11 protein-coding genes and 1 pseudogene are annotated in these 12,613 nt (G+C 66.1%); 6 read left to right on the top strand and 6 right to left on the bottom strand.

Annotated features, from left to right (window positions below; genetic code table 11):
- The first annotated feature begins 61 nt into the window (after positions 1-61).
- Positions 62-565 (top strand): hypothetical protein, encoded by a 504-nt coding sequence (locus tag HUA75_RS36410; protein ID WP_217446437.1) that lies wholly within the window; start codon positions 62-64, stop codon positions 563-565.
- A 157-nt stretch (positions 566-722) separates the two neighbouring features.
- Entirely contained in the window at positions 723-2,207 is a 1,485-nt protein-coding gene (locus HUA75_RS36405; RefSeq protein WP_174489013.1) for a hypothetical protein, read from the top strand.
- Positions 2,208-2,407: 200 nt separating this feature from the next.
- Here HUA75_RS36405 and HUA75_RS36400 read toward each other — a convergent pair whose 3' ends face one another.
- Positions 2,408-3,349, bottom strand: coding sequence for a hypothetical protein (locus HUA75_RS36400; protein ID WP_254627948.1), 942 nt, complete (start codon positions 3,347-3,349; stop codon positions 2,408-2,410).
- Between the two features lie 412 nt (positions 3,350-3,761).
- Here HUA75_RS36400 and HUA75_RS36395 point away from each other — a divergent pair.
- A pseudogene (locus tag HUA75_RS36395) lies at positions 3,762-3,956 on the top strand (transposase); the annotation flags it as partial.
- Between the two features lie 129 nt (positions 3,957-4,085).
- Here the strand turns inward: HUA75_RS36395 and HUA75_RS36390 are convergent.
- The 4 genes from HUA75_RS36390 to HUA75_RS36375 all read right to left on the bottom strand — a co-directional run bounded on the left by HUA75_RS36390 (position 4,086) and on the right by HUA75_RS36375 (position 7,414).
- Positions 4,086-4,838 (bottom strand): CTP synthase, encoded by a 753-nt coding sequence (locus tag HUA75_RS36390; protein ID WP_141643388.1) that lies wholly within the window; start codon positions 4,836-4,838, stop codon positions 4,086-4,088.
- Positions 4,839-5,413: 575 nt separating this feature from the next.
- Entirely contained in the window at positions 5,414-6,727 is a 1,314-nt protein-coding gene (locus HUA75_RS36385) for a hypothetical protein (protein WP_174489011.1), read from the bottom strand.
- Between the two features lie 122 nt (positions 6,728-6,849).
- Entirely contained in the window at positions 6,850-7,179 is a 330-nt protein-coding gene (locus HUA75_RS36380) for a hypothetical protein (RefSeq protein ID WP_141643386.1), read from the bottom strand.
- Positions 7,180-7,213: 34 nt separating this feature from the next.
- Entirely contained in the window at positions 7,214-7,414 is a 201-nt protein-coding gene (locus HUA75_RS36375; RefSeq protein ID WP_141643385.1) for a hypothetical protein, read from the bottom strand.
- 326 nt (positions 7,415-7,740) lie between these two features.
- On the opposite strand from HUA75_RS36375, the gene HUA75_RS48080 reads away from it, so the two are divergent.
- Positions 7,741-8,949, top strand: coding sequence for an integrase core domain-containing protein (locus HUA75_RS48080; RefSeq protein ID WP_371746270.1), 1,209 nt, complete (start codon positions 7,741-7,743; stop codon positions 8,947-8,949).
- Positions 8,950-9,836: 887 nt separating this feature from the next.
- Entirely contained in the window at positions 9,837-10,304 is a 468-nt protein-coding gene (locus HUA75_RS36365) for an SgcJ/EcaC family oxidoreductase (RefSeq protein WP_217440909.1), read from the top strand.
- A gap of 871 nt (positions 10,305-11,175) precedes the next feature.
- Here the strand turns inward: HUA75_RS36365 and HUA75_RS36360 are convergent.
- A complete protein-coding gene (locus HUA75_RS36360) occupies positions 11,176-11,625 on the bottom strand; it encodes an antibiotic biosynthesis monooxygenase (protein WP_174489009.1) in 450 nt (149 codons plus the stop codon).
- An 87-nt stretch (positions 11,626-11,712) separates the two neighbouring features.
- Between HUA75_RS36360 and HUA75_RS36355 the strand changes: the two genes are divergently transcribed.
- On the top strand, positions 11,713-12,486 hold the full coding sequence (locus HUA75_RS36355) for an AraC family transcriptional regulator (RefSeq protein ID WP_174489008.1): 774 nt from the start codon (positions 11,713-11,715) through the stop codon (positions 12,484-12,486).
- Positions 12,487-12,613: the final 127 nt, after the last annotated feature.

Below are 12,613 nucleotides of genomic sequence, written 5' to 3'. Positions count from 1 at the left end.
TTTCATTTGCCTGCTGCCTCCACAGTTGCGGGCTCAGTCGACAAAGAGAAGGGATTGTCTCATGACGGCGGGATTGATGGATGCGGCAAGGGTGAAGTGCTACAAGTTCTCTATCCCCTTTGTCGGTGAAATTGAGTGGGAGCCTGATCCGACTCAACGGCGCGCGGCGTGGGAGTTGTATGTGGAATTGGTGACGCGCATTTCTACCCAACCTTTGGACATGGACCAAGGGGTGGCGCGGGAAGCCCTCAACTCGCTGCATAGCCTCTTTGCAACGACGCGTGAGGTGCTCCGGAATGCGGGGCCCGATGTCGGAGCTGCGCAGGACAAGGTAGGCGGAGTGGCCATTGCGGTATTGCGCAAGGGGCTACGGCCGTTTCTGACGAAATGGCACCCACCTTTGCATGCCCACGAAGTACTGAGGCCTTCAACTGTCAGTCCACGGGATTGGGAGCGGCAATGGAAGGACGAGGCGAAGCTCCGTGGAGAGCTGGAAGCCACACGAGCGGAATTGGAGACGTATGCCGCGGTGCTGGCAGAAATGGCTGGCGTGAAAGGGAAATAGTCGCCTCTGCCGTGCGCGCCTCGCTCACTCGCAGTGACGCACGGTTCGACAAGGCCGTGACGCGCTCAGGACGCAGCGGCCGAGGTTGGGTCGGCACGGGTAGGAAAGAAGTGCATCGGAGTGTCGTGAAACGGTCTCGCTCGCGTATCCTCGCTACATGGGCCTCTTCAATCGTCTCTTCGGTCGCGCGGGCAGGCCGGCACCCACCTCGCCCGAGGCTGTGCGCGAGCTGCTCTTCGATGCTGTGCAATCACAGAATGACGCCGCGCTCATCCGGCTCTGTGCCGAGCACGAAGCCCTGCTCCTCGAGCACTACCCTGCCTGGTTGACGGTTCCCGAGAGCGTCCGCAAGGAGCCGACACACCTCCAGCGCTATGGCCAGGGGCTCATCGGCATCGCTCAGTGCCTCGCGGAGACTCGGAACCGGCCCGAAATGTTCCAGCGGATGATGGGGACTCCCGCCGATAACCCCATCGTGCGCTGGCAGGAGACACGGGAGCGCGCCAACACGCTCATGCGCGGGCTGGACTTCGAAGGTGCGCTATCGCTGCTCACTCCCGAGGCGGAGCGAATCCAGGGCCTGTCGGGAGGAAGCGCCGAGACCATGAAGGCCATGACCTTCGGGCAGATGGCTGCGTGTCATTTCCAGGAGGGCCGGGCGGAGACCGCGCTTCCGCTCTTCCGGCAGGCGATTGACCTGTGCCGGAGAGCCGGTGACGACGAGGGCGTCGTCGCCTACCTGGAAAACAGCTTCGAGGTGCACCGCTACCTGGGGCAGGGAGTGGATGCTGCAGGTGTGGCCATGGAACTCGCGGTGGCGCTGGAGCGGGTGGGCCAGGATTCGCGGGCCCGCCGCATCCGGAAGGTTGCCGAAATCGTCCGGGCCGGTGAGCCGCTCAATCGGGTGGTGGCGGAACTCGACAGCGTCACCCTCGAACTGGACGAGCTGCCCGCGCTCATTGAGGGGAAGCTGCAATTCATCTTCTGCCGCAATCGACTCGACCTCGCGCGCACCACGGCCCTGGTCGAGCGAGGCCGTGAGCTGGGCGGGCAGGGCCGCTACGGGGAGGCGCTTGCGCTCTTCGAGGAGGCACGGCGTATCGACGCCTACTCGCCCGAGCCCCGCTACGAAGGGGCCGTCACGCTCCTCCTCCTCCATCGCGCGAGCGAGGCCGTGTCCTGGTACGACGAGGTGGAGGCGCTTGCGCCGGGCTGGTACCGGTGTCGCGCCGAGCGCTGGCTGGCCGCTGGAATTGCCGCCGGAAGGATTCCGTACCTGGCCTTCACCGTGATGCGTACGCTCGAGCTTCCGAACCTGGGCGCGGAGGACCGGTTGCGACTCACGCGCCAGGCCATCGGCGAGGCACCGGGAGTGCCCGAGCTTCAACTGCAACTGGGCCGGCAGCTCACGGCGCTCGACCGGAAGGACGAGGCACGGGCGGCGCTCGAGGTGGGGTTGGCACAGGCGGAGGAGCCAGACATCCGCTCGCGTCTGCTGATCGAGTCCGCGGCCGATGCCGCGCCTTCGGCGGACCGGGACAGGATGCTCCACGAGGCCATGGAGCCTGGGGGAAACCTGGTCGCCGCGGCAATGGCGCGGGTCCTACTCCACTCGGGAACCGGCCAGCACCTGGTTCACTGAGTCGCAGTCTCGTGCCACGAGCCCGCCTCGCGCATTGCCGACCCAGGAAGAACGATGACGGCGCGCGCCTCGCTCGCTCGCCTTGACGCGCTGCTTGACGGGGTCTTGACGCACTCATGCTGCAGCGACCGAGTTTTGGGTAGGCACAGCCGAGCAACGCAAGACAGATGGGGGCGCGACGTGTCCGTTCGAAAGGGCGGCTACGCCGCAGAGCCGAAGTCGCGGGCCCAGTGAGCCCTCAGGACTTTCGCGAAGCTCTCACGCTGCCTTGCCCCAGAACGACGCAGGGTGTCCTGCGCGGAGATCCAGAACGGATCGAGCCGCCTTGGATCCTCGCTCACCACGTCGACGAGCGCCTTGAGGAAGTTCCGGACACGCTCCGGCTCCGGTCGCGCGGAGGGGGGCACTGCATCCCACTCTCGTTCCAGCACGTCGCGGATGCTGCCGTCTTCATAGATGATGACCCGGAACGTGATGGCGAGCGCGTCGTCTGGGCCCTGTTGTGTGTCCAACCAGTGGAGGGACGTGGAGTCTGTCCCGAGCGTTGGCAGTCCCTCGAGCCAGTCCTGCAGTTCCTTGGCCGAGAGCTCCTTGCCGGGAAGGAGGGGTTCATCGACAGTCTCTTCAGGCAAGAGGTCGAGCGCCCGCAGGTCGGGCGTGCCCGTCTGCGAAAAGACGACGGAGCAGAGCCGTTTGCCGTCGTCCCCGACACATGTCGAGAACGCGTCGAGCCGACGTGCTTCCAGGTCGAAGACGTAGACGTAGGCCACCATTCCGGTCTCGTCCGGGGCGACTCGCGGGCCGGCGTTCTCCTCGGAGATGCGGTCGCCCTCCGGTGCGTCGGGTCCTGGCATGCAGTGGGACCAGCCCCAGGGGGCCTCATCGATGAGCTGGCGCACCACGGACTGCATATCGCCTTGCGCGCGCTGAACGCGGGCCATGAGGTGTTGCCCAAGGCCAGACGGATAGCCATCCCAGTGCTGATAGACCCCACGCCAGGGGCGCTCGGAGACGTGCTCGGGGACCCCCGAGCCCGACGTGTATACAGCGATTGCGCCTGGAGTCGACATAGGATTGCAAGTGTAGCGCTCGAGGTCTCCAGGTTGTTGAAGAATCGCGAACTCCGAGGAGAACACATGCATCGCAGCCCGTTGCTCACCTGTGTGGCGCTGTTGCTGTGGGTGCCCCCGCCCGGCGCGCAAGCCCAGACCGCGCCCGCGAGTTCGCTCGTGCCATCGCCCAAGCTGCACCTTGCGCGATTCAAGTCGCGGACCGCTGGCACCTGCTGCTCAATGGCAGGCAGCTGTTGGAGCGCTGGTTGGTGACGGCCTATCCTCGACTTCGACAGCTTGCCCCCGTGCCTCGGCAGGCGACAGCGCCACCGCATCGCTTGACGAGCTTCCCTCGCACGCGAGTGGAGGCCCAATCGCGGGAAGAGGCCCGGACTTGGAGGCTCGCCAGCTATGAAGCCGTCCGTCGCGGGCAGCGTGTCGGCCATTCGCTCCATCGCATCAGTCAGGATTTGGGCCTCTCCGTCCCCACGGTGCTCAAGTACGCCTCCGCGACGAGTGCCTCAGCATGGAATGGTTTCGTTCCAGGGTAGAGGCGAAGGTTGTCATCGAGGCGTGGCGGCAGCACTACAACCTGGTCCGGCCACACTCGAGCCTCGGCTACCTCACGCCTCTGGAATTTCGACGGCAGTGCGAAGCAATGGTACCCAACCCATCCCGGCCGGCACCTCTCTCGTAATCAGTGGTCCGAAGGATCCAGGCAGGTCAGCACGCGCTGCCCAGTGCTGTGACGGGGGCTGACGCGCGCGTGATGCAGCGACCGAATTCTGGAGAGCCACAGGTCCAAGCGATTGAGGCTTCTTGCGAGCTACACCGGGTGTGTGGTGACTTCCCGCGCAACAGCGGGATGGGCCGCCCGGACGGAGGCCGCCGTGAGGAAGGCCTGAATGAGCGGATGGGGCTGGCCGGTGCTCGCGGTGAGTTCGGGCTGGAACAGGGTGGCCATGAAGAAGGGGTGCTCCATGAGTTCCAGGACGCGCACTTCGCCCGCTTCGTCCTCTCCGGTGATGCGCAGCGCGGTGCCGTCGAGCATGTGCCGGTAGCGTGCGTTCAGCCCGTAGTTGCAGTGGTAGGATTCGGTGGACCGGGTGCGACCGAAGGCCCGAGCCACATGTGAGCCCTGGGTCAGGGTCACTTGCCCTTGGACGCCGACAAGGGAGCAGGAGAGTGCGGCGACCAGGGGCATCACGGCGTCCGGATTGGACTCGGCATGGTCCGCGTCGTTGAGTCCGAGGACGTGGCGTGCGAATTCGATGAGCGTGTGTTGGAAGCCGCCGCAGGTACCGAGGAACGGGATGCCTTGTTCACGCGCCACGCGAATCGCCCCGAGCGCGCCGTCCATGCTCTCATATGGGCTGCCAGGCACGCACCAGATGCCGGCGAACGAGGGAAGCGTCTGCGCGAGTGTGCCGTCGAGTTCGCGTGTGCTCAGCCACGTTGGCTCGGTCACCACACCGAGCACTTTGCTCGCGAGGTCGAGGGCCACGGGAATGGCGCCATGCGCACGCACTGCAGGACTGCGGTCTCCCACGAGACCGATGCGGACGACGGGGGATTTCAAGATGTCTCCTGACGGTTTGACCGCTCCAGATTCGCGACATCAGCGCGAGCGGGATACGCCAGGGACCTGACGGATAGCAGCTCGGCCTGCGCGCGACAAGGAACCAGTGCCTGAGCGGCAAGCCGAGGGCTCGTTGGAGGACCGCTCCGGTACGCGCGCGCCGTCCGCGCGAGTGCCGTCCATGGCTTCCTCAGCGCGATGCTGGCGCGCGGCGCGAAGCTGCCACGCTCCAACGTTGAGGCGCAGATGCCGATGCTCGCCGGCTGGGCGCAGAGCCATCTGCGTGCGGAGACGGAGAGCCGCTACTGGCTGGACGGCCAGGCGCGCGCGGCCCGAACTCGTGCGGGCGTGAGCCGTCCTGCTACATCTGCGGCAATGGTGGTGGTACTTCCGAGGGAGGCTGAGCCGTCACCGTTGAGCGAGCCTGCCCGCGGCGACCTGTCGAGCGCGCCCTCGAAGCGTGTTCGCGGGCGGGACGCTCCGGGGCGCGGGCCGTGCGTGCAAAACGGATGGGATGCCGTACTGCCAGCGCGACACCCGGCGCGGAGAGTGGCCTTCGCGCCGGGGGCCGAGCGTCAGTCCAGCCCGTGGAACAGGGGCAGGTTGGCGGGGGCGGGATAGATGGCCACGCCGTGGGTGACGCCGAGGTCGGCGCTGGAGATGAGAGTCTGGGGCGTCGGCGCACCGGTGGCGGCGAGCTGGCCCGGGCTCAAGCGGGCGATGTCGCCGGAATCGTAGCCGAGCCAGAGCCCGCCCTCCTCGTCGAAGGCGAGTTCCCTAGGGCCCCCGACGTCGAGCCACACCGCGGGCGTGACGGTCCGTGGGCCCGCGTCGCCCTGCTCCCTGGGGGTGAGCCGGGCGACGATGCCACTCGCGGCATAGGCGACCCACAGGTTGTCTTCCTCGTCGAAGGCGAGCCCCGAGGGGCCGGAGAAGCTGACGCCATCCGGAGTGGGCTTGGCGTCGATGCTCGTCTCGGGAGTCACCGTGCCCGACGTGACCAGGCGCACGCTACCCACCCGGTGCACGCGGGAGCCGGTGCTGGCGCTGTCCGCCACCCACAGGTTGTCCTCGGCGTCGAACGCCAGGGCGCTCGGCTCGCCGAGCCCCGAGAGCTCCACCTCGGGCGTGGGCGAGCCGCTGGCGGTGAGCTGGGCGGCGCCGAAGCGCAGCACCTTGTCGCTGAAGCCGACGGAGACCCAGAGGTTCCCCATCCTGTCGAAGGCGAGGGCAATGGGGCCCGGGACGCCTCCGCGCAGGGCGCTGCCCGTCAGGGTGACGTCGGGCGCGCGGACACCCGAGGCGCCGAGGTCCCGTGCGGGATAGCGCCGGATTTCCCCCGAGCCGAGCGCCACCCAGAGGTTGCCTCGTCGGTCGAACGCGAGCCCTGAGGCGCGGGGGATGGCCGGGGTGGAGTCGAGCAACACCGTGGCCGAGGGGCTCCCGGAGGCGCCGAGGCTCTCCGCGGAGAAGGCCTCGATTTCGGCGGCGCCATTGCTCGTGGACAGCCACAGCTTCTGGCTGCTGGGGACGAGCGCATAGTCGACCGTGGCGGTGGCCGTCTGCCCGTCGCGGACGCAGACCTGGGAGGTCGGTGCGTCATAGGCCGTGCGAATCAGCGGCCCGCTCCCGCCGGTGGGCTCGGGAAGGAGGTTCCACGTGCCCGCGGAGAGCCCCTCCAGCCTGCGCGAGGCATCGATGATCCGCAGCCCGTTCCCGTTGCGCAGGGTGACGATGGAGGCGGTGGAGGAGGGGAGCCCGCGGATGGTGACCTCCAGCGTGCCCTGGCCCGTGGTGGGACAGTCGTTCGGTTCTTCGGAATCCCCGGAGTCACCACACCCCAGCAAGAGCGGCGCGCCGAGCGCGAGGACGATGAGGCCAGTTCGCATGGGAGCATCTCCTTATCATGGCTGACTGGGTTCAACGCGAGAGGCTGGGTTCCTTCGCACCCGCGCGGAAAAAAGTGGCCGGCTCGAGGTTCCATCTGCCTGCCCGGTCATCCAGGCCAGGCTCACAGCTCATCCCAGAAGAGAGGGTCCTCGGGGGGCGTCGTGAGCACCAACGACTCGTAGCGACCGTTCCTCACGAACACGCGACTCCACAGCTCCGTCAGACAATGCGGGCACGCATCGACGCCATAGGCCCAGAAGCTGCCGCTTCGAAGCTCGTATCGAGGTGCATGGACGGGGTGCTTCTTGTTCGTCTCGCGGCCGAAGACGTCTTCCCCCCGCTCGAAGACCTGGTCGTCCAACAAACCGACATGGGACCGGAAGATGACCCTGACCTCGACATGGCAGCTCGGACACGTACCCTCCCAAGCAAAGCCGTTGGTCTCACTCACCGCGCCTCCGGCACGGGCAGGTCGTGAAGCCCATTCACCCTCGCCGTCCTTCCGGGGAGCCCCTTCGTCCGAGTGCCAGCCGGATGGCCTGTTCCTCGGCGGCGCCGGAGACAGCCCGGTCTTCTTCCAGAGGAAGGCTCGACCCTCGTCCGCCACTCCGCTGGAAGGGCCCGGCCAGTCGGATGATGCCGTCGTGGATGTACCGCTGGAGGTCGGCTTCGCTCAGCACGGACATGGAGGGCTCTCCGAGTGCGGGGCGTCAGGGTGGGTGCTTCTGGATGAGATTGTCACAGGCGTCCTGGAACGGTGCTCTGTATGGAGTGCGGCTGGAGGTGGAGGGACTCGCTCATCGTATCAGCCCGCACCAGGGGCTGTTTTCTTCGCGACAGATGAACAGTGTTTGTGGGTCGAGGTGTTTCCTGGAAATGCGGCCTTTGGGTTGCTCGACCCTGCTCCCGTCTACTCCGATGCGCGGAGCCTGCGGTGTGCGCACTCCCGGAGGTTGTGGCCACCGAAAATTCGAATCCAGTGCCACGCGTGCGTCAGCGAACGCTTCATTTCATGCACGGTACTTCGAATGGGTCCCCAAGAGTGCGGGGATCCCAATGCATGCGGAGGGCAGAATGGGTGGAGGTGGGTGAGCGTGCACGGCTGTCTATGTGGCAGCAGGCGGTGCGTGATAGGGCGTGGCAGAACTCTGGCCTGCCAGCTACAGTCGGCAAGAATGGCAAGATGCGGGTCTTCGTGAAGACGCTGGTCGAGACGATGCGCTCGGCCCTGCGGAGCCGTTCGGAGCTGGCGCTGGAGAACCTGGCTCTTCGCCAGCAACTCGCAGTCTTCCGTGAGAAGCGCCCGTCCCCGAGGCTTGCCCGGGGCGACCGCATCTTCTGGGTCGTTCTCCAACGCCTCTGGCAGGGTTGGCGGAGGCCACTGTGCCTGGTTCAGCCGGCGACAGTGGTGAAGTGGCATCGGATGGGCTTTCGGCTCTTTTGGCGCTGGAAGTCCCGGAGTCGGGTGGGGCGGCCTCGGGCAACTCCGGAGCTGCGCGCGTTGATTCGGCGCATGGCTGAATCCAACCCGACATGGGGTGCCCCGCGCATTCATGGGGAGTTGTTGAAGCTGGGGATGGAAGTAGGCCAGACAACGGTCGCTCGGTACATGCCCAGACCGGGAAGGGGAGCGCCGAAACCGTCACCAACATGGCGGAACTTCTTGCGCTTGCATCTGGCGGAGTCCGCGGGGATGGATTTCTTTGTCATTCCGACTGCGACGTTTGGAGTGCTGTTGGGATTTGTGGTTGTGAGTCACCGAGACAGGCGAATCCTCCACCTCAATGTGACAGCGCACCCGACGGAAGAATGGACGAAGCATCAGATGCGAGAGGCCTTTCCCTGGACCAGTGCTCCGAGGTACTTGCACCGAGATAGGGACAAGCTCTACTCGGAGGGTGTTCGCGCCACGCTTACCCATTTGGGGATTCGCGAGGTGCCGAGTGCAGCATGGTGTCCGTGGCAGAATCCCTATGCGGAGAGAGTCATCGGCTCGATACGTAGGGAGCTGCTGGACCATGTCGTCGTCCTGAACGAAGCCCACGCTCGGCGCCTGCTGCGCGAGTACCAGTGCTACTACAATGCGAGCCGGACGCACCTGTCGCTCGGGAAAGATGCGCCCGAGACGCGTAAGGTGCAGGGCCCGGAGCATGGAGCCAAGGTGATAGAGCTACGGGAGGTCTTCGGGCTCCACCACAGGTACGAGCGCCGCGCTGCGTAGAGTCGCGATCTTTCCAACAACACCCTCGTAGACCCGCGCGTGCTGCACCAGCCTACCTGCGTTCGCAGGAGGGTTGGGGAGTGTCCACACGCAGTCAGAGAGGAGTTGAGGCGTCTGCGCCGGGCATAATTCCGACCCCTATCAAACGGAAGGGAGGCCCCAGCGGCTCGTCATGCGCATCGCTCGCGTCATGACGCACGTTTTGACGCAGCCTTGACGCACTCATGACGCAGCGACTGAATTTTGGGTAGGCACGGGCGTTGGCGTCGCCCTGCCGACCATTACTCAGCTCCGCCAAGTTGCTGCCTTTATGGAGCGACACCGCCACGTCATCCTCGGGCCCCTTCGACATCTTCTTGCCGCAGGCAACTTTCTCTGGTGCACGCTCGTGCTCGAGGTCAGCGATCACCGTGTGGATGGAGAACAGGTATCGCCGTACGTCACTGGAGACGTCGCCTCGGGCTCCCCAGGGGAAGATTGGGCGTACGCGCCCCTCGTGGAGAAGTGGAGTGGGGCGGGAGCAGAAGCAGCAAGGGCGCGTGTCGGCGGGCGCGCTTGGCAGCTCCTGCCTCGCCTCTTGGTCCACGCCGTCCCGCCCGTTGCTGCTGGACCATTCACCCGCTCAGCTCTTCTTCGGGAGGGAGAACGCTCCGCCCAGGCCGGTCGTCCCTCTTCGGCTTCCTAACGAGAAGAAGCGGCTCAATCAGCTCCAACTGTTCGTCGGTCAGGTCCACCGGTCAGCTTCGAGCATGTCCATCCCTCTCATGTCGATTAGCTCCCCAGCTTCCGCTCCCAGACTTGCTCGCTCAATTTCGAGACCAGTTCTATGGTGTTCGCTCCAATACTCATTCGGCGCCACACCCACCACCCGCCCGTGATCGAGGTCCATGAGCCTTCCATTCGTCGTCCTCGGCTCGATGCTGTTGACTGCGCCGCTTCTGGCTCAGAGCACCCCAGCTCCTGCCGCATCCGCACGACTTCCCGATGTCGCATTGCCACCTGCGCTGGACCGCGTGCTGCGCGACTACGAGCGTGCATGGCGCGCAGGCGACGCGGCCGCACTGGCCTCGCTGTTCGCGGAGGATGGGTTCGTACTCCAGAGCAATCGCCCGCCTGTCCGTGGTCGTGCGGCCATCCGGGCCGCCTATGAGGGGCAAGGAGGCGGTCTATTGCAGCTACGTGCGCTCGCGTTTGCCACCGAAGGCACGAGCGGCTACATCATCGGCGCATACGGTTATGGCAACAGAGCCGACGACACGGGAAAATTCACCCTCACCCTGCGTCGTGCACCCGGTGGGCCGTGGCTGATCGTCTCGGACATGGACAACGCGAACGCACCGCCACGGCAGCGGTAAAGCCACGCCGCCCCTATGTCAGGGAAGGTGTCTCCTCGGTCTGCGGAGCGGAGAGCCGAGCGCGCCCTCTGCAGCACCGCGAGGCAGAATCACTTGGGACTCAGGGGCTTCGTCACGAAGGCCCCTCGATTTTCATCGAGAGGCCCGAGAAAAACAAAAAGGCCCCGCCAGAAACTGGCAGGGCCTTCGTTCTTCAGCTCCCCGACTGAAGCCCTGTGCGAACTCGTTCTCTGCGCTCTCTCTAGAGACTGCGACGGAAAACACGAGAGAAATCCTGGGGTTAGGCGAAGTCGGGAAAATTCGGGGTCCGATTGAGTGTCCGCGAACTTCGCGGCGGCTGCTCCCAGTTATCGCGAATTGGGGATGGCGTCCAGAATCCTTCAGAATGGGTGGAGGTAGGGGCGTATCGCGCGAGGTGGGTGCACTTGGGTCTTCATGCCGCCCCCCTTGGGGCGGCGCCACCGACTCTGCCGCGTCGGACCTCTCCATGGCTTTTCGCGATGCTCGCGGCGGTACAGCACCCACTTCAGGGTGTATTCGTTGGCGGAAGTGCTCTCGAGGGGATGCGGTCCGTCGAGCGGGAGCGACTGGATGACCGACAGCAACTGCGCGCAGAGGCTCTCGCGCGAGGACCACTTCAGCTTCAGGAATGGGAACAGAGCGGACGCCGAGTTGGGGTCGGCTGGCGAGACCGACTGCGAGGATGCAGGTTCCGCCGGGTGCTATCCACGGCCCGGCGATACCGCAACCCAGATGTAACTGTGCTCAGGTCTGGTCGTCCCAGGTCCGCTGGACATGCTGGGTGACGCTCCCCGAGCGCTCGTCCCAGTCGAGGACGGGGCGGATACCGGCGCACGCGGAACGAGGTCCGTTACTGAAGCGCGAGCGGCGCATGGTAGTTGCCGCGCTCCATCTTCACGCCCAACCGGGAGAGCATTGCCGGCACGTCGACGCCGATGCGCTCGTAGTACGCCCGTGCCTCCGCGCCCGCCTTGTCCAGTGCATCCGGGCTTTCCCATGCCGCCACGGTCATGAGGTTGTAGCCCGAGGTGTCGTTCCGCCGTTCGAGGACGATGTGTCCGAGGAAGCCCGGCTGCGTCCGGAGGAACTGGGTGCTGCGATGGATGGCCGCTTCGAGCTCCGGCCGCGCGGCGTCGGGCACGGAGAAGCGGTCGATGCGGAACTGGATGTCCGGGTTCTGTTCGAGGTCGATGGTCAGCTTCATGGGCGAGGTGTTCTCCGGGGTGGCGCGTGCCGCACGGGATGCGGTGCAGGCGACGAGGAGTGAGGCAAGGGCCGCGGTGGCGAGTCTGCGAAGCATGGGCACACCGTACCGACCTCGGCCCGCGGCGGGCTTGGACGAATTCAGTGCGGACCGTCACGCCGCCCGGCATGCTCGAGACCGTCCATGGCCGTGACGGTGTTCACCCCAAGCGAGAGACTGGCGCCCTTCGTCCGCGTCTTCGAGGTGATGGAGACGCGGGAGGAGATGACGCGTGTCCTCATTCCCGAGCCGAGCATCGTCATCGGCTTCCGCTTCCGAGGCGCCTCGCGGTTGGTCGAAGGTGGGGAGGCGCGCGTCGTGCCCGACAGCGTCATCTCCGGACTGCGCGTCGGTGCGAGGCGCATGCTCACCCTGGCGAGCAGTGGCATCATCCTCGCCAAGTTCCGCGCGGGCGGTGCGGCGTTCTTCTTCGACACGCCGATGCACCTGCTCTTCGGAGAGACACTCTCGCTCGACAGCCTGGTGCCCCGTGCGCAGGTGGACCGCGTGGCGTCGCGAATCGCGGACGCCGGAGATGATGCCCGGCGCGTGGCCCTCCTGGAGTCGTTCCTGCTCTCACGCTTGCGTCCCCACGCGGTCCCTGGCGCCATCCAGGCCGCGGTGCGGGTACTTCAGAAGGAGCCGGGAGAGGTGCGCATCGCCGGTCTCGCGCGCGACCTGGGACTCAGCCAGGACGCGCTGGAGAAGGGCTTTCGCCGTGCGGTCGGTGCCTCGCCGAAGCGGCTCGCTTCCATCCTGCGCTTGAAGAGCGCGGTGTCCGCGTACAGGCCCGGCATGCGCCTGGCGCAGCTCGCGCACGAGGCGGGCTACTACGACCAGTCACACTTCAACCGCGAGCTGCGCGCCGCTGTCGGCGAGGCACCGACGCGCTTGCTGGGCTCGAGCGATTATTGCTGAACCCGGCCTCGAGGTTTCACGGACTTGCGCAGGCTTCCGTGGCCATCCAGAGTCGGCCAACGTGCGACGGCGGCGTCCAGGCCAGGTCGCGCTCGTACGGGCGTCCCATCCCGCAGGTACGTTTCCG

This window comes from Myxococcus sp. CA040A, from assembly GCF_013336725.1.
Lineage (GTDB): Bacteria > Myxococcota > Myxococcia > Myxococcales > Myxococcaceae > Myxococcus > Myxococcus llanfairpwllgwyngyllgogerychwyrndrobwllllantysiliogogogochensis.
The sequence above is the reverse complement of the archived record's forward strand: the minus strand, read 5'-3'. Positions and strand labels throughout refer to the sequence as shown.

Excerpts from the sequence above, each read along its gene's own strand:
- HUA75_RS36410 (WP_217446437.1), top strand. The coding sequence starts at position 62 with ATGACGGCGGGATTGATGGATGCGGCAAGGGTGAAGTGCTACAAGTTC.
- HUA75_RS36405 (WP_174489013.1), top strand. The coding sequence starts at position 723 with ATGGGCCTCTTCAATCGTCTCTTCGGTCGCGCGGGCAGGCCGGCACCC.
- HUA75_RS36400 (WP_254627948.1), bottom strand. The coding sequence starts at position 3,349 with ATGCATGTGTTCTCCTCGGAGTTCGCGATTCTTCAACAACCTGGAGAC.
- HUA75_RS36385 (WP_174489011.1), bottom strand. The coding sequence starts at position 6,727 with ATGCGAACTGGCCTCATCGTCCTCGCGCTCGGCGCGCCGCTCTTGCTG.
- HUA75_RS36375 (WP_141643385.1), bottom strand. The coding sequence starts at position 7,414 with ATGTCCGTGCTGAGCGAAGCCGACCTCCAGCGGTACATCCACGACGGC.
- HUA75_RS48080 (WP_371746270.1), top strand. The coding sequence starts at position 7,741 with ATGCACGGTACTTCGAATGGGTCCCCAAGAGTGCGGGGATCCCAATGC.
- HUA75_RS36365 (WP_217440909.1), top strand. The coding sequence starts at position 9,837 with ATGAGCCTTCCATTCGTCGTCCTCGGCTCGATGCTGTTGACTGCGCCG.
- HUA75_RS36360 (WP_174489009.1), bottom strand. The coding sequence starts at position 11,625 with ATGCTTCGCAGACTCGCCACCGCGGCCCTTGCCTCACTCCTCGTCGCC.
- HUA75_RS36355 (WP_174489008.1), top strand. The coding sequence starts at position 11,713 with ATGGCCGTGACGGTGTTCACCCCAAGCGAGAGACTGGCGCCCTTCGTC.